The sequence below is a fragment of the Xenorhabdus mauleonii genome (assembly GCF_900113945.1).
GTDB lineage: Bacteria > Pseudomonadota > Gammaproteobacteria > Enterobacterales > Enterobacteriaceae > Xenorhabdus > Xenorhabdus mauleonii.
This window is the reverse complement of sequence record NZ_FORG01000028.1, coordinates 1-20,314: the sequence shown is the minus strand read 5'-3', so window position 1 is coordinate 20,314 and position 20,314 is coordinate 1. Positions and strand designations below refer to the sequence as shown.

Annotated in this window: 29 protein-coding genes; 18 read left to right on the top strand and 11 right to left on the bottom strand. The window is 45.6% G+C overall.

Going from position 1 to position 20,314, the window contains the following annotated elements:
• Nucleotides 1–573, bottom strand: coding sequence for a terminase small subunit (locus BM100_RS18760; RefSeq protein WP_092513771.1), 573 nt, complete (start codon nt 571–573; stop codon nt 1–3).
• Between the two features lie 199 nt (nt 574–772).
• On the opposite strand from BM100_RS18760, the gene BM100_RS23205 reads away from it, so the two are divergent.
• Nucleotides 773–1,180 carry a C2H2-type zinc finger protein gene (locus BM100_RS23205; RefSeq protein ID WP_169924725.1) on the top strand — a complete coding sequence of 136 codons (408 nt, stop codon included), beginning with the start codon at nt 773–775 and terminating at the stop codon, nt 1,178–1,180.
• Nucleotides 1,181–1,225: 45 nt separating this feature from the next.
• Nucleotides 1,226–1,642: a hypothetical protein gene (locus BM100_RS22725; RefSeq protein WP_139216995.1), complete on the top strand. Its 417-nt coding sequence runs from the start codon at nt 1,226–1,228 to the stop codon at nt 1,640–1,642.
• 82 nt (nt 1,643–1,724) lie between these two features.
• Here BM100_RS22725 and BM100_RS18750 read toward each other — a convergent pair whose 3' ends face one another.
• The 8 genes from BM100_RS18750 to BM100_RS18715 all read right to left on the bottom strand — a co-directional run bounded on the left by BM100_RS18750 (nt 1,725) and on the right by BM100_RS18715 (nt 7,325).
• Nucleotides 1,725–1,967, bottom strand: a complete 243-nt coding sequence (locus tag BM100_RS18750) for an Acb2/Tad1 domain-containing protein (RefSeq protein WP_092513767.1) — start codon at nt 1,965–1,967, stop codon at nt 1,725–1,727.
• Complete coding sequence (locus BM100_RS18745) at nt 1,948–2,490, bottom strand: lysis protein (protein WP_244590652.1); 543 nt, start codon at nt 2,488–2,490, stop codon at nt 1,948–1,950. Before BM100_RS18745 ends, BM100_RS18750 begins: the two co-directional genes overlap by 20 nt.
• Nucleotides 2,491–2,517: 27 nt before the next feature.
• On the bottom strand, nt 2,518–3,057 hold the full coding sequence (locus BM100_RS18740; protein WP_092513763.1) for a lysozyme: 540 nt from the start codon (nt 3,055–3,057) through the stop codon (nt 2,518–2,520).
• Nucleotides 3,038–3,217 (bottom strand): phage holin family protein, encoded by a 180-nt coding sequence (locus BM100_RS18735; RefSeq protein WP_476756454.1) that lies wholly within the window; start codon nt 3,215–3,217, stop codon nt 3,038–3,040. Before BM100_RS18735 ends, BM100_RS18740 begins: the two co-directional genes overlap by 20 nt.
• A 433-nt stretch (nt 3,218–3,650) precedes the next feature.
• Nucleotides 3,651–4,049: an antiterminator Q family protein gene (locus BM100_RS18730; RefSeq protein WP_092513759.1), complete on the bottom strand. Its 399-nt coding sequence runs from the start codon at nt 4,047–4,049 to the stop codon at nt 3,651–3,653.
• A gap of 79 nt (nt 4,050–4,128) precedes the next feature.
• Nucleotides 4,129–4,812, bottom strand: a complete 684-nt coding sequence (locus BM100_RS18725) for a competence protein CoiA (protein ID WP_092513757.1) — start codon at nt 4,810–4,812, stop codon at nt 4,129–4,131.
• 259 nt (nt 4,813–5,071) lie between these two features.
• On the bottom strand, nt 5,072–7,144 hold the full coding sequence (locus tag BM100_RS18720; protein ID WP_092513755.1) for an AAA family ATPase: 2,073 nt from the start codon (nt 7,142–7,144) through the stop codon (nt 5,072–5,074).
• A 4-nt stretch (nt 7,145–7,148) separates the two neighbouring features.
• Nucleotides 7,149–7,325 carry a helix-turn-helix domain-containing protein gene (locus tag BM100_RS18715; protein ID WP_244590659.1) on the bottom strand — a complete coding sequence of 59 codons (177 nt, stop codon included), beginning with the start codon at nt 7,323–7,325 and terminating at the stop codon, nt 7,149–7,151.
• 169 nt (nt 7,326–7,494) lie between these two features.
• Here BM100_RS18715 and BM100_RS18710 point away from each other — a divergent pair, with 169 nt between their 5' ends.
• From BM100_RS18710 to BM100_RS18685, 6 genes are all read left to right on the top strand, one after another.
• Entirely contained in the window at nt 7,495–8,169 is a 675-nt protein-coding gene (locus tag BM100_RS18710; protein ID WP_092513751.1) for a S24 family peptidase, read from the top strand.
• Nucleotides 8,170–8,887: 718 nt separating this feature from the next.
• Nucleotides 8,888–9,337 carry a helix-turn-helix domain-containing protein gene (locus BM100_RS18705; RefSeq protein ID WP_092513749.1) on the top strand — a complete coding sequence of 150 codons (450 nt, stop codon included), beginning with the start codon at nt 8,888–8,890 and terminating at the stop codon, nt 9,335–9,337.
• 453 nt (nt 9,338–9,790) lie between these two features.
• Nucleotides 9,791–9,922: a hypothetical protein gene (locus tag BM100_RS23860; RefSeq protein ID WP_274539945.1), complete on the top strand. Its 132-nt coding sequence runs from the start codon at nt 9,791–9,793 to the stop codon at nt 9,920–9,922.
• A gap of 16 nt (nt 9,923–9,938) precedes the next feature.
• The gene (locus tag BM100_RS18695) at nt 9,939–10,694 is read left to right on the top strand and encodes a hypothetical protein (protein ID WP_092513745.1); all 756 of its coding nucleotides are present in this window, start codon (nt 9,939–9,941) and stop codon (nt 10,692–10,694) included.
• Nucleotides 10,695–10,696: 2 nt separating this feature from the next.
• Nucleotides 10,697–11,995 (top strand): DUF2800 domain-containing protein, encoded by a 1,299-nt coding sequence (locus BM100_RS18690; protein ID WP_092513743.1) that lies wholly within the window; start codon nt 10,697–10,699, stop codon nt 11,993–11,995.
• A gap of 20 nt (nt 11,996–12,015) precedes the next feature.
• Nucleotides 12,016–12,579, top strand: coding sequence for a DUF2815 family protein (locus BM100_RS18685; RefSeq protein ID WP_092513741.1), 564 nt, complete (start codon nt 12,016–12,018; stop codon nt 12,577–12,579).
• A gap of 48 nt (nt 12,580–12,627) precedes the next feature.
• Here BM100_RS18685 and BM100_RS18680 read toward each other — a convergent pair whose 3' ends face one another.
• Entirely contained in the window at nt 12,628–13,350 is a 723-nt protein-coding gene (locus BM100_RS18680; protein ID WP_092513739.1) for a hypothetical protein, read from the bottom strand.
• 30 nt (nt 13,351–13,380) lie between these two features.
• Here BM100_RS18680 and BM100_RS18675 point away from each other — a divergent pair, with 30 nt between their 5' ends.
• Genes BM100_RS18675 through BM100_RS18655 form a run of 5 tightly spaced genes read left to right on the top strand, consistent with a single transcriptional unit; the run spans nt 13,381 to nt 16,360 of the window.
• Nucleotides 13,381–15,447, top strand: coding sequence for a DNA polymerase (locus tag BM100_RS18675; protein ID WP_092513737.1), 2,067 nt, complete (start codon nt 13,381–13,383; stop codon nt 15,445–15,447).
• Nucleotides 15,448–15,450: 3 nt separating this feature from the next.
• The gene (locus BM100_RS18670) at nt 15,451–15,720 is read left to right on the top strand and encodes a hotdog family protein (RefSeq protein ID WP_092513735.1); all 270 of its coding nucleotides are present in this window, start codon (nt 15,451–15,453) and stop codon (nt 15,718–15,720) included.
• Nucleotides 15,721–15,730: 10 nt separating this feature from the next.
• The gene (locus tag BM100_RS18665; RefSeq protein ID WP_092513733.1) at nt 15,731–15,973 is read left to right on the top strand and encodes an ANR family transcriptional regulator; all 243 of its coding nucleotides are present in this window, start codon (nt 15,731–15,733) and stop codon (nt 15,971–15,973) included.
• On the top strand, nt 15,930–16,196 hold the full coding sequence (locus BM100_RS18660) for a PDDEXK family nuclease (RefSeq protein WP_092513731.1): 267 nt from the start codon (nt 15,930–15,932) through the stop codon (nt 16,194–16,196). The genes BM100_RS18665 and BM100_RS18660 overlap by 44 nt, the downstream gene beginning before the upstream one ends.
• Nucleotides 16,193–16,360 carry an Arc family DNA-binding protein gene (locus tag BM100_RS18655; protein ID WP_092513729.1) on the top strand — a complete coding sequence of 56 codons (168 nt, stop codon included), beginning with the start codon at nt 16,193–16,195 and terminating at the stop codon, nt 16,358–16,360. The genes BM100_RS18660 and BM100_RS18655 overlap by 4 nt, the downstream gene beginning before the upstream one ends.
• On the opposite strand, the gene BM100_RS18650 is transcribed toward BM100_RS18655, so the two are convergent.
• The gene (locus BM100_RS18650; protein WP_092513727.1) at nt 16,338–16,667 is read right to left on the bottom strand and encodes an Arc family DNA-binding protein; all 330 of its coding nucleotides are present in this window, start codon (nt 16,665–16,667) and stop codon (nt 16,338–16,340) included. The two genes, BM100_RS18655 and BM100_RS18650, sit on opposite strands and share 23 nt — an antisense overlap.
• Before the next feature lie 158 nt (nt 16,668–16,825).
• Here BM100_RS18650 and BM100_RS23200 point away from each other — a divergent pair, with 158 nt between their 5' ends.
• The 5 genes from BM100_RS23200 to BM100_RS18630 all read left to right on the top strand — a co-directional run.
• Nucleotides 16,826–17,002 carry a hypothetical protein gene (locus BM100_RS23200; RefSeq protein WP_169924726.1) on the top strand — a complete coding sequence of 59 codons (177 nt, stop codon included), beginning with the start codon at nt 16,826–16,828 and terminating at the stop codon, nt 17,000–17,002.
• Between the two features lie 15 nt (nt 17,003–17,017).
• Nucleotides 17,018–17,827 (top strand): BRO-N domain-containing protein, encoded by an 810-nt coding sequence (locus tag BM100_RS18645; RefSeq protein ID WP_092513725.1) that lies wholly within the window; start codon nt 17,018–17,020, stop codon nt 17,825–17,827.
• A gap of 9 nt (nt 17,828–17,836) precedes the next feature.
• The gene (locus tag BM100_RS18640; RefSeq protein WP_092513723.1) at nt 17,837–19,219 is read left to right on the top strand and encodes a DEAD/DEAH box helicase; all 1,383 of its coding nucleotides are present in this window, start codon (nt 17,837–17,839) and stop codon (nt 19,217–19,219) included.
• Nucleotides 19,220–19,311: 92 nt separating this feature from the next.
• A complete protein-coding gene (locus BM100_RS18635) occupies nt 19,312–19,539 on the top strand; it encodes a DUF4224 domain-containing protein (protein WP_092513721.1) in 228 nt (75 codons plus the stop codon).
• Nucleotides 19,539–20,314: site-specific integrase (locus BM100_RS18630; RefSeq protein WP_092513719.1), on the top strand; the 776-nt coding region annotated here is incomplete at its 3' end. The genes BM100_RS18635 and BM100_RS18630, both read left to right, overlap by 1 nt.

Sequence of the window (20,314 nt, the reverse complement as noted above, 5' to 3'; positions counted from 1 at the left end):
TTACCTCATCATTTTCTTGTAAGCGTCCGCCGCCTGTTCAGCCGTCACGTTGGCGACCTCGATAGGGCCACCCTCTGCACCGGAGTGTTCGGCTTTCACATTCTCGCGGAAGGCTTGTACTGAAACATGCTTACCCAACAATTCGAGGTTCTTGACCTTATCCGGCCATTTGATCTTTTTGAGAATGCCGACCATATCGCGCTCATCGCCTCGACCTTCGAACATTTCAGTCAGATTGAAGCCGCTTAAGTACCGCCGCCAGGATTCCGGCCACTGAGACAACGGCTTGATGCTCAGGTCTTCCTTCAAAATATCCGCCACATCCATCTGATCGATTTCAACAAGGCGCATCAGGACATAGTTTGCATCAATCCCCAGTTGCCGGTTGCGCTCTGCTTTCAGTTCATCGATCAGCGCAACAACATAGGGTTTTTGCATTAACTGGTAGCCCAGTTCACTGGCGCGCCGGGGGCTATACCCCGCCCTGATCGCCGCCTGCGTTGCATTCAAATCGACCAGATATTCACGGCAAAACATTTTCTGTTTTGTCGTCATTTTTATTGCTCTGGTCATGTTTTGGGTTCCTTAAAAAGAAAAAGCCACCACGAATGTGATGGCAGGGGTTATTGCTTTAACCACTCAAGGGAATGGGTAAAGAAATATTGTATTTAGTTTCAGAGAGTAACTAATAGTTAAGGTTTATTCGCTTGTTTTGTGGTGGAGATGGGGGTATGGGTTTTTATTATATTTTCAAACTTAAGGGAAAATATTTATGGTTAGATGCGAAATTTGTGGTGCCCATTGTAGCCCGGTTGAATTGGCAAAGCATAGATTAAGCCATGTAAATATAAGAAGTTATTCCTGTGACTTTTGCCCACAAAAATTTAATAAACTAGACGATATGATTCGTCATATAAATGCATCACATTATAATAATCCAAAAATGCAACAACAGCGGCTAGAACTACAGCAGCTAGAACAACGAGTACAACAAAAGCGAGAACAACAAGAACAAGAACGAGCACGAGAACAACACCGAGAACAACGAGAACAACGAGAACAAGAACAAGAACAAGAACAAGAACGAGCACGAGAACAAGAACGAGCACGAGCACGAGAACGAGCACGAGCACGAGCACGATACCGAGAATACGCACGAGAACGAGACCAATTCAGATAACAAGCGCGAGAACGAGGAGTTCTATCTCAGTATAGGCCACCTAACTTGCCGGTATCCCAATTTGGCGGAGTGAGCTATCCGACAACAACCTCACAACAAGGGTCGCATCATCCCTCTACGATGGCGCCACCAAATACTTTTGGCCAACCACTAGGGTATAATCAAACTGCCCAATTTGGTCTTTATCCTATGCAGAATAATCCATTTCCATCATCAAGAAGTCTTCAGCCCAGTACTTCTGGCTTACAACGGAATTCACCGACTCAAGCCAGTGAGCCACAACGGCCTGCTACTCCTGCATATGATCCTTATGCACGACCGCCAGGTGCTCCACGGCCCCCGGAGCGCACACCTTCGCCAATACGCAACGCTCTCAATAATTTCAGTAATCTGAATAGTGGTTTGGAGGATATCGATTCTTTTCTACAAGAACAGAGAGGATCGCCCAACCCACACCGTTAAAACACTTTATTTCACCATTGCCCTGAGTTTTAGGAGTTACTGACACTCCTACACCCCAGACTCATTTGCTCTGGGGTGATGATCAGAATGTGGTGGGTTGCGCTACTGCACGAACCCAGCACATAATTCCCTTTTGCAAATCTGTTCGGCCTTCATTCAGCCAACGCATGTCTATTTGATGATTGCCGGTTTGTACATTAGTGATGACTAGGTAATCATAAAGCTGACCTAATTCCTCACCTAGCGCTTTAACCTTGTTCATGCAATCAATTTCATCTTGGCTTAATTCACGGTAGCCTGTGATTTTACGGTGTTGATTTTCCATTGTTACCTCTGCATTCAGTGTTGATGTAATCCTGCAAATATCTTAGTTTTGCCCGGTCGTTGATGATGCCTTCTCGGATATCGAGAACAGCTGATCCAGCTTCTCCAGTGAGTTCGACGGTGGTTGGAGTGCCCACGCTGCCGGAGGAAGAGGCTTCACGCACAGGGCAATTGGCTTTGATGCGCAGCTTGCGACGACCAGCGGCAACATCAGCCCGAAGAGTGTCGATTTCAGTCTTGGCATGGGTTAGCTCCTGTGTGTGCTTGATGTCCAGTTCGTGCAGCATTTCAATGTGCGTATTCTGGTAGTTAATGGTGTCGGTCAGTTGCACGATTTCGGTTATCTTGTCTTCGTGAATTTCAAGTTGTCTGTTGTACTTCACGTAATAGTGGTAGGTTGAAAATGCAGTAACCGATAAAGCGATAATCAGAGCCACTATCAGATTTTTCATAGCAACAATGCCCCTACGAACAGAAACCAGCCCCAACCATCGCGACTCCCAATAGCCAGAACGAACGCACATAAGAACATCATTGCCGCCAGTGAATGCCTAGTCATCTAACCCCCAACATGTCAGTTCCGACTCCTGAGCGCGTCGCTCAACCTGACCGTAACAGCCGTTCGCTTGGCCTTGGGTCTGCCGACAATCTTTGCCACCATCAAATATCCAGCGTTTGATTTCAGCACAAGCCCCTTTCTTGTCTCCGGCGTTGAGCTTCCGGTAGAACGTGGAAGAGAAGCATTTACCGGGACCAATGTTGTACGGGCAAAAACTGGCTATACCGGCTATCTGAGGTTCAGTTAGCGGTACTTTGATATTGCTTCGTACCCAAGCAATGGCTTGCTCGGCTTCTTTGGCATTGAGGGCTTGACATTGGCTCGGCGTTAGTCTCATCCCCTGACGAACGGGAACGCCGTCTATCCGAGTGACACCCCGGCAGATAGTCCAGATACCACCCGCATCACGATAGGCTAACAGCCGATTACCTTCCTTTTCGTCCAAGAACTGTGAAAGGATGGCCGTAGCCCCCGCACCGGACAGCACCAAACCAATGACAGCCGCCGTTAATTTAGTCTTGGTCTTTGTCATTGCGGTTAAATTCCCGATGTTTGTAATACCAGTTCACGGCGAATGTGCCTACCGTGCAAAGAATGCCAGTAACAATTGCCCAGTCATTCAGTGACAGCGCGCCAAGCATCGCTGTAAATGCACCCCATCCATATGCAGTGGGGCTAGTATATTTATCCATACGCATATACACCCCACTGACGGAGTGACCATTAGGTAAGTTGATTAGGAAAAGTGCCGTAATTTACTGGCACCAGAAACGAAAAAGGCCGCACCTTAAGCGCAGCCAATATCCTAGATAATTGGTGAAAATTAGCCCCTATTTAACATAATGGTTCTAATGCGAACACCCACTTTTCAACTCAGACAAGAAACACCACCTAAGCCTCAAAAATAGCAATCTTCTCGCCTATAATGAGCTAATTTTCGATATAACATTTTTTTAACAAATCGCCACTATTGCAGTTCGTGTAAATCTGCCTGCCTAGTCGCTATTTTTCCAAGTTTTCAGTTTTCGCCCAAAAAGAAAGGCGCTCAATTTAGAGCGCCTTTTCGCAGGATATAAAAAACCATTTTTATCACAATAACACACTTTTTGCGGCCCGCACTAGTTTTCAATGCTTAATTGTTTGTTTTTTAATCGATAAATCCATATCCAATTGAATATCAAGCATTTCTAGGCAACCTTCAATGAAACTCTCTCCGCATAGTATTCGGTGCCTAACCTCTTTCTCGTTTATCTCATACTTACGCCCAATCTCCCGTTTAGATAGGCCGTGTATGTAATGCTGCTTGATGTATTCCAGCTCTTCGCCCTTTCCTCTCGCTCGCAGCCGTGCAACGCAGATATCAATAATCAATCCGTCCTCGTCGCTGCATGTTGGGCGATTATTGCCGCTGGCAGGCAGCAAGCCGCTGAATCCCGCAGCGACTGGCGACCAGCCTACTTTTAAGTTGACGTCTGATGTTGTCCAGCCTCCCCAAAGAACTAACACTTGTTGAATATCACGCATAGAATTTTACCCTGTAGTTTTGTGTATCCTGAATTTTTTTTCACTGGAAGCTGGCGCGCTTACGTGCCGGTGTGGTCTATTAAACAAATCCTGAACCACGGATACGACACCATAAAACTCTATTTGGTATATAGAATTTCCCTTTATCCCAACTACCTTTAGTTACTTTATGAAAATCTTCAGCAATGTGATACTTATGGCTTATTTGTACCCCATGTTCATGATTCGCTAACTTTATAGGCGTTATGCACCCATTTCCTAACCATAAATATATCTGTCCTAAGTTGCATGTATGTATCCAACTTTCCCATGTCGTTGGGCGTTCGAATTTAAATAGACTAGATCCTTTAGGTAAATGTTGTATCCAAATAAGCGCTATATCTTGCTCTGCATACGCTTGAGTTCTCCGCACTAAGTCCTCAATCGACACTTTACTAATTTGGATTTCGATAGCAACTTGGGTACCTGATATGTTCGCGAAAACATCCGCGCGGACTCTACCTAACGATTTTTCAAGTTCTACATGTTCAACATTAGGGTGTCCTAACAACGAATCAAACACCTGCATTTTTAAATCCATATGTCGTTCAGATTCACCTTTGCCATATCCACAATTTGAAGAACTTCTATGTGCAAAATGATGTGTTTTGATACTACCTTTTCGTAGGGTTAAAGGTTCAAAGCATTCCGGGCAGTGAAAATCACCAGGTTTTTGAGCGTCTCTCGCAATTATGATCTTGTTGTTTTGTAGTGCAGTTAACATCTCATTTTCTCCAAAGTTATTTTTACCATGACGCCCCTTCTAGCGTGACACGTGACACCCCTCTATAGAGGGGGTTGTCACGTCACGCTGTCGGATTAAGGCTTGTAATTTTCTGTCACGCATCTGTCACGACTTAACTTATTGATATTGTTTTAAATATTTGACTACCGTTTCAACTGTCACGTTGTTTGTCACGCTGCTAACTCAAATTTGCAATTTTTCCTTGTCACGTTGTTTGTCACGCTAACCTGGTCGGTTTTTAATCATCAATTGTGATCGGAGGTAGAAATATTTCCTCGTTTTCATCCTTGCAAAGATATCCGCCTTCAATGGAACGTTTTAAGGTGGTACGAAAACTGGATTCTTTACCTTCACCATCAATCCATTGTTTTCTTAGTTCTACTCGTGCGATACGACCTCCGGCATTTTCGACAAGGCCTACCATAATTGCGTTATTACCAGTTAAACCCTTAATTGCATTTTCATCATCGAAGGAGCTAATAATTTCAGCCATCGGTATATCTTCAAATACCCTTTCTGTTGTTAAACGAACTGGCGAATAAACTTCCCCTTCCGTACTCGTGTACTCATTATCAAAGGCTCCATTTTCGACGATTACATAATCTGGCAGGTCAACTACGGGAACGTTATAGCTTGCTGTTGGTTGAGTAGGCCCAGTACGTTGTTTCTCATTGATCAGATTGACTGAATCCTCTATTCGGTCAACGCGAATAACCGCGTCCACATTGGCAAACGCGGCAGATGAACCACGCATCCCTTTACTGCCGTCTTTTCCGCTATGGTGAACCACTACAACAGCCGCACCTGATTCTGTAGAGACTCTGGTAGCACCTGCCATAAAACGCGCCATGTCTCCGGCGCTGTTTTCATCGCCGGAAGTCATGGACTGGGATAAAGTATCAATAACAACCATTCTGACAGGATGCCCGGAAGCGTTAATAATGCGCTTAATTTCGTTTGACAACGCTTTGACCATTTTAGGATCAGCCAAATCGACAGCGCGGGGTAATATGTAAAAATTATTGACGGGCTTACCGTCATTCAAACGATCTGCCCATGCACCTACACGTGGGTATATAGAGCTACCCCCTTCTGCCGCGATATAGAGAACGGCACCACCTTTTAAATTGCGCCCTGCCCATCGATGCCTCATCATTGCAATTCTCAGCGCAATAGAAAGTGCCAAATAAGATTTAAAAGCCGAAGACTGACCATAAATAGCGGTAACACCTTCTGGTATAAAACCTTCAACAATAAAACGTCCGGGCTTACCATACCCACCCATATGCGGAGTAGAGACAGGCAAATCTATCTCTTCCACAACGCCTGGATTGACCCAACCACGATCTTGAGCTTGTTTGAATATGGCTGCATACCCAGTTCTATCCGCAGTTAAATGCTCTTGCCACTTTTGTTCAGTAATCTCATGATCATATTTGTCTGAGGATGCAGACCAATCATGCCAAAGCTGCTTTGCTTCATCTTCAAACTCGCTGTCTTTAAAGAAAGACAGACGGTTTCCCATAGCAATCCAAGAACTATAATCTTCAGCCAATGGTAAGATTTGAGGAAACCATAGAGCATCTCGTAAATGTTCGAAGGTATGTTGGTTGACTCTATGTAACTCAACCGAACGTTCGAGGTCATCACAATCTACTGATTCCAGAACTTCAGTTTCAATTACAGCCGTAGTATTTGGTGCTAGCATTAACTCAACATCGATAATCACGCCGTTAAAACTTTCACTTACTGCGTTTTCGTCAGGAGCAAAAACCATATGTGAAGGCTCGTAAACAGAGCGATCCCACTTAACAGGCTCATCCCCTAATAACTCATAACAATCCATTATTTCACGTTCGATTTGTGGCCCTAAAAGTTGGTATTCTGAGGCTGATACATCTCGCGATAATAAAAAACCCAACCGCCAACGTTGTTCTCTATTGGCGGTTGGGTGTCCGTGGCTGGCGGTGGTATAAGCAAAACATTGGTACAGTTTCAGAACCTTGATTACACTGTTCCAAGCTGACAAAGAACAGCCATCCATATCGAGCCATAAAACGCGGCGACTCCCTGCATTTGCAGCATTACGTCCTTTAAGTGAGTCAAGCATTGACCCCCAGATATAATTTAACAGTGACTTTTTATTACGCACGGTTGCAACAGGATCTGAAGGCTTAATATTAATAGTCTTACGCAACGCCAAAATAGCTTTTTGGTATTCAACAAAACTATCCGCCACCGCAGCCACAGGGCGACTGTCTTTAGCATTTCGTCCGACAGAGTAGTAAATCTTTTGTTTTTGGTCTGACATACGGCTATGCCTTAAAGTTAGTTATATGTGTCACATATAAATTGCTAATGGCGGATGCAGTAGACATGCGTGGGTCAATGCTAACTCCAGTAAGAATTCGGCTAAGGGACGATTGGCTAACACCCGTGAGCTCAGATAATTGTGCTTGTGTGTACCCTGACTCAACCAATTTCTGAAGCATTTCTTGTAGTGAAAGTTTAGACATGACACGATTCCTGTAAGATGAGATAGCATTAGATTAAGCAAAAACGCAAAATCATTCAACCCTCTATTGCATAAGAAATAAAGATAGAATATGCAATAAAGGATTGCTTGTTTAAAATGCAAAATTAATTTAGAGGCTAAACAGAATGTCGCTAGAAGCCGATACACTAAACAGAAATATCAAATACTTAATGCTTAAGCACGGTATAAACAGCGTAACAGAGCTATCTAAACGGGTAAAAATGCAACAATCGACCCTGCACCGGATGGTCACAGGGGAAGTCAAGGACCCAAAATATACGGTTTTAAAAAACATCGCTGATTTTTTTGGAATATCTCCAATTGATTTAATTGAATGCGACTTACAAGCACCAAAACAGACAACGATCGTAGAAATAGGTGATGAATACTATACCCAAAATTTCACTAATATCCCTGTTCGTGGAGATATAGTTATTAGTGATATGGAGGAATGTCTGGGAAGCCCAACTAATGAAGAAAGCAATCATTACTTACGTTGGCCATCCTATGATAAAGACGTATACGCGGTAAAATGTAAGGGAACATCGTTAATGCCACGAATTAAAGACGGTGAATACGTGGTCATTGAACCTAATCATAAAATATCGCCAGGTGATGAAGTTTTAATCATAGCTACCGATGATAGTGCCACTGTTAAAACATTTCTGTTCGAACGAGAAGACCAATACCATTTACTCCCTCTCAATGAAGATCACGCCCCTATACGCTCCCCAAAAAACACAATCAAAACCCTACATTATGTAGCCGGATTAGCAAAGCCCAACCTTATAATAAAATAACCACTATAAATCAATAAAATATAGTAAGCCGCATTTTAGCGGCTTTTATTTTTGCAAAATTAATGCGTTTTAGGATTGACACCAACATGCACTTCCGACTATAACTTCATTTAAGTTATTTATATGCGTTTTTGCAAAAAGATATCACCACTCGCTCTTTAACAATTTAGAAAGTCAAAACAGCGCATAGCTTCCTGTTTAGACCCCTGCGCATGAAATGCGACGTACCATCGGACGCGATCCGGTCGGTGGGAAGGTTAGTCCCGCACGAGAGTGAGTAACGGGCGCGAACGGGCAACACTGGCAAGAAGGTATGTGCTGCAATTAACTATAAGGAAAAATAATCATGGTTTAACAAAGCGGATAGACCGCAAGCGCAATGCGCCAATGCAGCAGTAATGATGCTGCCCTGAGTCGCCAAGTGGTGAGCTTGTGTAGCGACGAGTCAAGGTTCATATATTAAAAATAGCTCCGGTGCTCCAAGTTGACCGCCAATCAACTACCGGTTAGAGGCGGGGGATCCGTGGAGATGCCCTGACTACGCACTCAATGGCATGAGCGCGACCACTGCGAGAGTGTGGTTCAAAGCGCAGTTGGCTTTGAGGTGTGGTGAACATCTGAACGAGATGCAAGCAAGACTCACAAGACAGTTTGAGGTTGAATAGATCCCTGCACCACACCATCAAAACCAATTAGTTAACACATAGGATAATTAAAAATGCTAATAAGAAACATCGCGTATTTAATGGCAATACACGGATTAAAAAGCGCCACTAAGCTAGCTGAGATCCTTGATATTCCTCAGTCCACATTACATAGGCTAACATCCGGTGAAGTGGAAGATCCTAAATACTTTACTTTGAAAACTATCGGGGATTATTTCGGGCGCACTCCTGCTGAATTAATGGAATGTGATTTATCAGAAATTGATGGTGACAGGCCATATATTCACACTACCGACGATGCCCCAGAATCGAAGTTTCAAGCCCTACCCGAAGATGTTAGACAAGCAGCTATTGAAGCCTACAAAGAAATTGTTATACGGGAAGCACGAATCCCTGAAATTAAGTATGGTGAATTAGAGAAGTACGCTGAAATACAAACAGCCAGACTTGAAAATCTGGCTGAAAATTTAGTCAACGGTTTTTCAAAACTTATTGAGAGTTAATAGGGTAATAAATTAAGTTGCATTCTGATATATTCCAAATATCGGCAATAAGATTCATGAGGGAATATGTCCGTTTCAGCTTACGATATCTTCGAATATTTACTGTTTAAAATCGCCTTATTTGGTTATTCATTCTGGTTTGTTTGCATTCCTGCTGGATTGTTTTTTGCTTACGTGACAATTAAAACAAAAAAGATCGCCATAAAGATTTTATGCACTGTGTTGTCTTTATTGTTTTTAATTGCTCCTGCAATCGGTCGCATAATGTAACCAAGAACAGTAATCCCTGAATAATTCCAGCCTCGCAAATGCGAGGTTTTTTATTACCTGAATAAAGGGCGTTCCCACGCCCTGCTCCCCTTATCAAAAAGCACATCCTGTCCTTTGGCAACCACACCCGCCCATCCGTTTTGGTGAGTGTGCTTTTTGATATGCATAAAGAGGAGTTAATACGTGAGACCGAAAGTAATTCCCGTCGATAAATATCCGATAAGCAACACCGTTCGTCGCCTGCGCTGGCAACGGAAATGCGAAGAACTTAAACGTAACCCTACCACCCGATTCCCAATTACCCTGTATTCATAATAAAAAGGCTAGGAAAATGAGCTTAGAAACATCCCTACAACAAAATAATGTATTTTTGGAGCAACAAAATACACTTATCACGCAACAAAATGCCCTTATGACGCAACTGATTTCGGCATTAGCGAATAACGCTGTCACTCACTCCCTCGATACCGAAGTCACAATCAATAGCAGCCTGTTAGCTGAACCGGTAGAACAACCGTATAAGAAGGTAAAAACGGCCACGAAGAAAAAAGCCGATAACACGCCTGTCGATATCGAAGCGCTTGATTTGGAAACGATCGTTGCCCTCGCTGTTTTGTTCAAGAACGAGGCCTATAAGCTGACTGTCGATAAACTGGCTCAGGCTCGCACCATTATTGAAGGCATTGGCGAAGAAGAGCGTAACGGGCAAGCGGATGCTATGTACTGCGCCCTTTCCGGTATACAGGAAGTCGCTCCACTGAAAAAGACCACCGTTCTAGATTTGTGTTTAGAAATGGTGGAAAACTGGGATGACATCCCCGGTATCACTGAACGCCGAGAGTTCGCACTGGATTTACTCAATGAGGGCAAGACCTCAGAGCCAGAGCCAGAGCCAGAGCCAGAGGTTGACCCACAAACCTTATTTGCACAAGCCGAACAGTTAATTTTGCAACTGGCGAAAGGAGGATATCGGAAAGAAGCCGTAGACATTATCAAACAATGCGGGGGTAACAAAAGGTTAGGTGAAGTTCCACTCGATAACCTCTCCGAGGTTATTCGCCTGGCCGAGACTACATTGGAGGGCTAGCCATGCCGGAGGTACATGCAAAACTCTCCCCGTCCTCCTCGCACCGTTGGTTACGCTGTCACGGTAGCCTGGCAATGGAAGCCGGCTTGCCCAACACCGAATCACCGTTCGCGGTTGAGGGTACCGCCGCTCATGCTCTGGCGGAAATTGTCCTCAACAACCGACAAAACCCGACATTCCTAGGTGAACCCCACACGATGGGACAAAACACTGCGGATTACCTCGGCCAACATATCCTGCTTAAACCCAACACCCCGCAGGTGAATGAGGAAATGGCCGAGGCCGTTGGGCAGTATGTCGAAACGGTTTGGGGACTGGCTCAGGGGAAAGAGCTGTTAATCGAACAGCGGGTTGATTTCTCTGATGTGATTAGTGTCGAGAACTCTTTCGGCACCGCCGATGCCATCATTATTAACGGCAGTGAGCTGCAAATTCACGATCTGAAATATGGCAAGGGGGTGAAAGTTGACGCTGAGGAAAACGAGCAACTGATGCTGTATGCCCTCGGCGCCCTTGACCAATTCGACATGCTCTATGACTTCGAAACGGTACGGATGTTCATTCATCAACCCCGACTGAACCATGTTTCAGAATGGGCCACGAGTGTTGAAGCGCTGCGCCAATTTGGGGAACGCGCCAAAGACGCCGCCGCCTCGGTCATTACCATTTTCAATATTGCCCAGTGTGAAGGCGTGGACACCCTGCCCGCTGACACCTTCACACCGGGAGAAAAGCAATGCCGGTTTTGTAAGGCTAGGGCGAATTGCCTCGCATTGGAGATGCAGGTGAAGGGCACTGTCATTGATGATTTTGATGATCTGACACTCCCATTAGAACCCCAGATAGAGAAAGCCAAGGAGCAAATCCCGAAATACGACAACCAAACACTTGCTGATAAATATGCGCAGGTCGATTTTATCGAAAGCTGGTGTAAAGCCGTTAGGATTCGCGTCAATGAAGAACTCAACGCTGGGCACCCTATCCCCGGCTTTAAGTTGGTCGAGGGTAAGCAAGGCAATCGGGCTTGGGGTGTCGAAACCGATGCCGAAGCGATGTTAAAAGGCTTCAAACTCAAGCAAGACCAGATGTACACCAAGAAATTGATCAGCCCAACGCAGGCGGAAAAAGTACTCAAGAAAGACGCTCCGAAAAAATGGGATAAGCTGGAATCCCTTATTGTCCGGTCTGATGGTAAACCCACCGTCGTACCTTCAACCGATCCCCGTCCGGCACTGGACATGAACCCGATTAACGACTTTGACGACGTATCTGATGATGCGCTCGTTGCTGACCTTATCTAATCAATAATAAAGGTAGAACCATGAAAATTACTTTAAAAAACGTGCGCCTGGCATTTCCTGATTTGTTTGAAGCAACCCAAGTGAATGGGCAAGGCGATTTTAAATTCCGCGCTACTTTCCTTATTCCCAAAGAGCGAAAAGAGTTAATTGCTGAAATTGAGTCGGCCATTATTAAAGTGGCAACGGAAAAATGGGGTGCAAAAGCCGAAGGCATTATTAAAACTATTCGAGGCAATAACATGCGTTTTAACTTCCGGGATGGTGACGAAAAAACGGATTATGACGGCTACGCAGGAAATATGTTTATTTCAGCCAGTAATAAATCACGTCCTCTGGTTATTGATCGCGCCCGCTCTCCCTTGACGGCTCAGGATGGAAGAATCTATTCCGGTTGTTATGTCAACGCCACTATCAGTATTTTTGCCTACGACAACAACGGCAAAGGCATATCAGCCTCACTCAGTGGCGTTCAGTTCTTCCGCGATGGCGATGCCTTTGCAGGCGGTGGGATTGCATCAGTGAACGATTTCGATGATTTAAGCGAGGGGGCAGATGCAGACGCCGATGCAGAGGCATTAATTTAATACATTTAATTGCCCCGTTAATGCTACGGGGCAGCACTAAAAACAGGATTATTTAGGAGGGTTCAGATAACGAATAACCTCTGCCGAAAGATGAGGGTCTAACTTCATGACTTGATCATAAAAATCTCGACGTGTTTTACATTCTAAAGCTGGTTGTTTCGCTAGCTCTTGTGGGTCTTCAATATAATAATCATCGCCGTATTTTTCAGCCAATGTTTCATGAATTGATGAAATGACTTTTTCAATTTGTTCTACCGGTAATCTGTCAATTTTAACCTTTTGATTAATTGAATCAGCAATGCTATTTAAATAAGTTCTTTTAAAAACCAATTCATTAGTTAATTCTTTTAATTTATTTATATCCGGGCTTCCCTGAACCCCCGGATATAACATATTAAAGCAAAACACGCCCGTAGGATCTAAATTTAAAAAAGTATCGAACAGGTTAGCATTATACTTGCTAAATTCATTTACAGCTTCATCGGGAGCAGAGTTTAATAATCGGCCTAAATTATTTTTAATCCAAACTTTAGTAGAGAGCATCACATCTGACGTTGTAATGTCAGAAGAAAAACCTTGTTTATATAAAACCTCAAATTCTTGAGGGTCTAATTTATTCAACGCCTCTAAAATAGGATACGTCTTTAGCCTATTATCTCGTTTTTGAATTTCAGTTTCTTTTAAATATCCTTTTAGAAACAAGAGAACAACGCCAATAAAAACGAGGATCTGAATCACAAATTTTTTTTTACCACTTTTAGAACTTCTCATTTATCTCTCACCAATTTAAAACAAACTGCCATGAATCAAACAACTCTCTGGCTCGACCTCGAAACCTACAGCGAGATACCCATCAAGAATGGTACTCACGCTTACGCCGAACATGCCGAAATTATGTTATTTGCATGGGCGGTTAACAATAACCCTGTTCAGGTATGGGATGTGACTCGTGGTACACCTATGCCAAAAGAATTACATAAAAGTTTACTCGATCCTACCGTTATCCTATTCGCCCATAACAGCCACTTTGACCGTACCGTTCTGCGCCATTATATACCGAAGTTACCTCTGGGTATTAGTCGCTGGCGTGACACGATGGTACAGGCGCTGTCACATGGCTTGCCGGGGGCGCTTGGTGCCTTGTGTGAGGTGCTGGGCCTTCCGGCGGACAAAGCCAAGGATAAAGAAGGCAAGGCACTCATTCAGCTATTTTGTAAACCCAGACCTAAAAACTCAGCGCTTCGGCGGGCTACCCGCAAAACACATCCCGAAGAATGGAAGCGCTTTGTTGCCTACGCCGGGCTGGATATTGAGGCCATGCGCGAAGTGCATAACCGTCTGCCAAAGTGGAACTATCAGGGGGATGAGTTGGCACTATGGCACCGCGACCAACGGATTAACGATCGCGGTGTGTGCATGGATATCCAGCTTGCAAAAGCCGCTGTTGATGCCGTTGAACAGGAACAAAAGCAACTGGCCAAACGCACGCAGAGGCTGACCGATGGCGAAGTACAAGCGGCTACGCAGCGTGATGCGATGCTACGGCATATCACCACGGCGTTCGGCGTCGACCTGCCCGATATGCAAAAAAGCACTTTGGAAAGACGCATTGCCGACCCCGATTTACCCCTTGCGTTACGGGAATTGCTGACCATCCGGTTACAGGCCAGCACGACCAGCACCAGTAAGTACAAGGCATTGATGAATGGCATTAGCGCGGATGGACGACTACGGGGAACGTTGCAATTTTGCGGGGCATCCCGTACCGGACGTTGGGCGGGACGCCTATTCCAGCCGCAAAATTTATTGAGGCCAACACTTCCCCAAGAAACCATTAATGCCGGTATCGAAGCCCTGAAAGCAGGATGTGCGGATCTCATCTATGACAACATCATGGAATTAACCAGTTCCGCCATTCGCGCCGTAATCCGAGCACCAGAAGGTAAAAAGCTGGTCATTACTGACTTGTCCAACATCGAAGGCCGTATGCTTGCGTGGTTGGCAGGTGAACACTGGAAATTAAACGCGTTCAGCGAATTCGACAACGGTACAGGGCATGACCTCTACAAACTGGCTTATGCCCGCGCATTCAATATCGATCCCGAGGACGTGACTAAAGACCAGCGACAAATCGGTAAGGTCATGGAATTGGGCTTAGGCTACGGTGGCGGCGTTGCTGCTTTCGTGACCTTCGCCCTCACCTATGCCCTTGATTTAGATGAACTCGCCGAGGCTGCCTTACCCAACATCCCGGCTTCTGTTCAGCAAAATGCAAAGCGTTGGTATACAGAATCAGTCAAACAGAAAAACACCTATGGCCTGAGCGAACGGGTGTTTATTACCTGCGATTCGCTGAAACGCATGTGGCGCCATGCCCATGCCGCCACCGTAACGTTTTGGTATGAACTGGAAGACGCGGTTAAGCGGGCCATCACGTCACCGGGCACCACCATTCCTTGTCGCCAGTTACGCGTTCGTCGTGACGGGGCTTGGCTACGTGTGGTGTTACCGTCTGGCCGGGCGGTATGCTACCCCTCCCCCCGGCTCAACGACGGACAAATCAGTTACATGGGCACCAATCCCTACAGCCGTAAATGGCAACGGCTCAAAACCTACGGCGGAAAACTGGTTGAAAATGTCACCCAAGCGGCTGCCCGTGATGTACTGGCCGCCAACATGCCACATATAGAAAACGTCGGCTATGACATTGTACTGACCGTACACGATGAAATTATCAGTGAAGCGCCAGATACCTCCGAATATTCACCTGAACATCTCAGCACGCTACTCGCCACCAATCCCGATTGGGCACCGGACTTACCTCTGAACGCAGGCGGGTTTGAAGCGTACTACTACAGAAAGGATTAAATAATGAAACGTTGTAAAGGATGCGGCGGCTATTATGGCGAATCAAAGCCCGTCGCTGTTGATGAAAAATGTTGTTTTACCCTAACGACAACCCGCGACGGACGTTCATACAGCAGCCGCACTGTTACGGGGAAATTACTACTGATTAAACAGGACGGTTATTCCGTCATCTACCGAAAAAAGGTCTACCACACCGAGCACATTTCACACCCCGATGATCCGTCGCCGCTGGCCTTAGCTTTTTCTGAAAGCTGTATTTGCCCTATTCAATAAAGGACGCTCTATGGCATTTAAATATCGAGACAGCCCGCTTTATTTTCGGGCTGCGCGCGAGGCTGCGCACATTGAACGCGAAGGTGATTATTTACGGGCATCGAAAGCCTGGAATAAAGCCGTTCGCCATTCCCGCAATACTCAGAATATTGAGTGGGCCGAAAATCGTTCGGATTTTTGTTTAAAACAACTTGAACGGGATAAAAACAATGAAAATACGCGAAGACGTTATCGAAAAACACCTCGTCAATGAGGTGAAAAAAGCAGGTGGCATTGCCTATAAATTCGTCTTCCCCGGTCGGCGAGGTGTGCCCGACCGTATTGTTGTTTTACCTAAAGGGCGCGTGGTTTTTGTCGAGTGTAAAGCACCGGGCGAAAAGCCCCGGCCTGATCAGTTACGGGAACACGAACGGCTCAGGGCACTGGGGCAAAAGGTAGTTGTTTTGGATAGTAAGAATATGGAGGGGATATTATGAGCACAAGAAACGATCCACAACTACGGGCGCGTATCCCGCAAGAACTAAAAGATGCACTGGAAAAATCAGCGCTCCAAAATGACCGCACGTTAACCGCCGAAATTACTCGGCGACTACGTGAGAGTTTAGAGCGTGATGGGATTATTTTTTTGAGGGATGATTAAGAAGTTCATGCAATCTTTCAACTGCATGGCGTAATTCATCCTTATTTGAATCCGCCCAATCTAACGCATATTCACGCTCATATTTTTCCCTTAATTCTTCGAACTCACCGCAAAGATTTTCGTAATCATCAGCGATACGTCCGAAACCGTCACTACTGCCCACTACAGAATCTTGTACGGTTGTTTCTTCCAGACGGTCAACGATCTCAGCCGTTAACGTCCTTTTATTTTCCTTTGCCTTCTGTTCAAGCGTCTCTTTCAGTTCTGCGGGAATTCTTACCCGTAATTGGGGGTCTTCTCTACTCATCTCTAGCCTCTTGGCCTTAATTTGTATTTACGTCGTATTTACGTTGTATTGCCACTTTTTTAATTATGCCTCACGGTGAGCTTGACAACAACGACTCACGGTGAGTACACTTATTTTGTACTCACCGTGAGAATCATAAATAAAAGAGGCTACCGAAAATGACTATAAAAGTTTCACAACTAAACCATACCGATTTGCTTTCAATCATTGGCAACATTCTGGACACCGCTCAACTACTAAGCACTATCGAATCAGGATCACCTCTTGCTTTTGAGCTTATCGAATTTGCTCAACAAGCAGCACAAGAAGCATCAAATCTGAAAACTACTAACTAAAAACAGGATTCATCCATGAACAAAAATAATTTAATGACTTTCTCTAACGAAGATTTGGGTATTGAGTTGCAAGGAATGTTGTACAACGACAAACCTGTGTTTTTCGCTGTAGAAGTAGCTAAATTACTTGGCTACTCAGACCCCCACCAAACTTTAAAAATCAACTGCAAGTCATTGATTAAACTTAATTCCGTACAGTGCACGGAATTGAATTTAGGCTTCAAACCGAAAGGGATCATACTTTTAACCGAGCCAGATTTATACCGCCTCATACTGCGTAGCAAATTATCTTCGGCTGAACGTTTCCAAGATTGGGTATGCGAAGATGTTTTACCGGCGATTCGTCAAACTGGTGGATACCAAATACAACCGCAATTATCAGCAGATTATTTAGTACAAAATCCAGAACTAACACTGGCACTTATTCAAGGACAAGCTCATAGCCTTCTTTTGAAAGATCAAACAATCAAAGAAGAAAAAGAACGAGCGGATAATGCGGAGCGCACTAAAGCCCAAATTAGCCAAAAAAGGGAAGCAACAGCACTCCAACGTAATTCGGCGTTACAACGCAAATTAAATAATGCTACCCGTGAGCGAGATGATTTAGCTACACACTTCGGCGCGAGTAAAGAATGGGCGTCAACAGAACAAGTCTGGCGAGCAACCTTCACCCGACATTATTACCGGCCTTTAATGCATTGGTGTGACGAACATGAGTTATTCGATAAGTACTGCTTCGATCCCATAAAAAATGATTACGTCCTTTGTTTCCCGCACGCCGCATGGTTAGACGTTTACGGCGTTGATATCGCTAAACTGTTTTAAGGGCAAAGAATGAAACCATTTACCCCCCACTCCTACCAAAATCTCATCATTAATCATCAACTGGATATTTCCCGCTGCAATGTGTGGGCAGGTATGGGGATGGGTAAAAGTGTAGCCACACTCACCGCAATTAATGATCTATACATGGCGGGCAGCGAAACCCAACCGACATTAGTCCTAGCGCCGTTGCGTGTAGCTCGCTCTACTTGGCCTGACGAAGCGGTTAAGTGGGATCATCTACATAATATCGACGTTCAGCCCATTGTGGGCACAGTGAAAGAGCGAATGGACGCGCTCAAAAATACCAACGCCAGCGTTTTTACCACCAACTATGACAACCTAGTCTGGCTGGTTGAAACATTGGGCAATCGATGGCCGTTCGCCACCGTCATTGCTGATGAGAGCACACGGCTAAAATCCTTCCGGTTACGTAAAGGAGGTAAGCGAGCCGCAGCACTGGCAAAGGTGGCCCATAAGTATGCACGCCGCTGGGTGAATCTGACCGGCACACCCTCGCCCAATGGGTTAGTCGATTTATGGGGGCAAGCCTGGTTTGTCGATCAGGGTGAACGCCTTGGCCGCACCTACAACGCTTTTACTGCGCGCTGGTTTAATCAAGTCCGCTTTCCGGGACAACAATGGGTAAAGTTGGAGCCGTGGCCGTTTGCCCAGGAGCAAATGCAAACCGCCCTGAATGATGTGACGATTGCCCTTGATGCTGCCGACTGGTTCGATATTGAAGAGCCTATCCATAACCTTATTCGCGTCGAGCTGCCCGCCAAAGTCCGCCAGCAATATAAAGCGATGGAGAAAGAGATGTTCATGGAGCTGGACAGTATCGGAGTCGAAGCATTGAACGCAGCAGCCAAGACCGTTAAGTGCTTACAAATCGCCAGCGGGGCTATCTATACCGACGAGAACGGCACTTGGCAGGAATTGCATGATGCAAAATTACAGGCACTCGACAGTATACTTGCCGAATCCGGCGGAATGCCGGTGTTGGTTGCCTATCACTGGAAGCACGATTTAGCCCGATTGTTAAAAGCCTTTCCCAAAGGCAGACACCTTGATGCCGATCCGCAAACCCTGCGCGACTGGAACGCGGGTAAAATCCCGGTGATGTTCGCCCATCCTGCCAGTGCCGGCCACGGCCTGAACCTACAGGACGGCGGGAATATCTTGGTGTTTTTCTCGCACTGGTGGGACTTGGAGCAATACCAGCAAATCATTGAACGTATCGGCCCGACCCGACAAGCACAAGCCGGTTACCGCCGGCCGGTCTTCATCCACCATATTATCGCGGCTCACACCATGGACGAGATGGTCATGGAACGGCGCAATTCTAAGCGGGAAGTACAGGACATCTTACTTGAGGCTATGAAGAGACGGTAATTATCCAGTAACATGCCGCGTCAAATTTTCTTCGGCACCGTTTAGGCAACGGTGAAGTTCAATCCAACGGTTAATCGACAAGCGAGGTCAATATGGATGTAAAAACCGGCATCATCAGTGACGCCGATATCGCCGACATTACGGGCTATATCATCCCGTCCAAGCAATGTGAAGTACTCAAGGAAGCCGGCATTTTCTTTATCATTCGGCGAGACGGGCGACCCCGAACCACCTGGGATCATTTTAATAACCCCCTCTCACAGCGGTTCAGAAACTACGCGCCTGAACCGCAAGAACCTAATTTCGGAGCCTTAGACTAATGGGTAGATCACGCAAGAACCCCGCAGATAATTGGATGCCGCCACGCGTTCGCCGGGGGCGCTCTGCGTATGAGTTCCAAACTTATGACTGCCGGACAATCCGTTTATGTGATTTTTCTGCAACACAGGCCGAAGTCTGGGTGGCTTATGAGCAATTGCTTGCAGCCCAGAAAAACGATGAGACGTTAAACGGTCTTATCAAGGCTTTTTTTCTTTCCCCTGATTTCTTGGCATTAAGCCCAGAAACCAAGAAAGACTACCGGAAGTATTCCAACAAGTTACTGCCCGTTTTCGGCAAAATGCTGCCTGATAGTATTAAGCCGCAGCATATTCGAAAATACATGGACAAGCGCGGATTAAAAGCCAGAACCCAACCCAACCGGGAAAAGAATTTTTTATCCCGTGTATACGGTTGGGGCTATGAGCGCGGCATGGTCAGCGGTAATCCTTGTAAGGGTGTACGGCAATTTAAAGAAACCCCGCGAGATCGGTACATTACCGATGCGGAATACAATGCACTCTACTCTGTTGCCCCGCCAGTAGTTCAAATCGCAATGGAGCTGGCGTACCTGTGTTGCACGCGGCAGGCTGATATTTTGTCACTGACTTACGCTCAGGTGCATGAGGAAGGTATTTTTATTCGGCAGGGTAAAACGGGAGTCGCCCAAATTAAGGCATGGACAGAACGGCTGGATAATGTGGTTGCCATGAGCAAAAACGCGTTACCGCTTGATACTGGTGTGAGCAGTATTTATGTCCTCCACCAGCGCAAAGG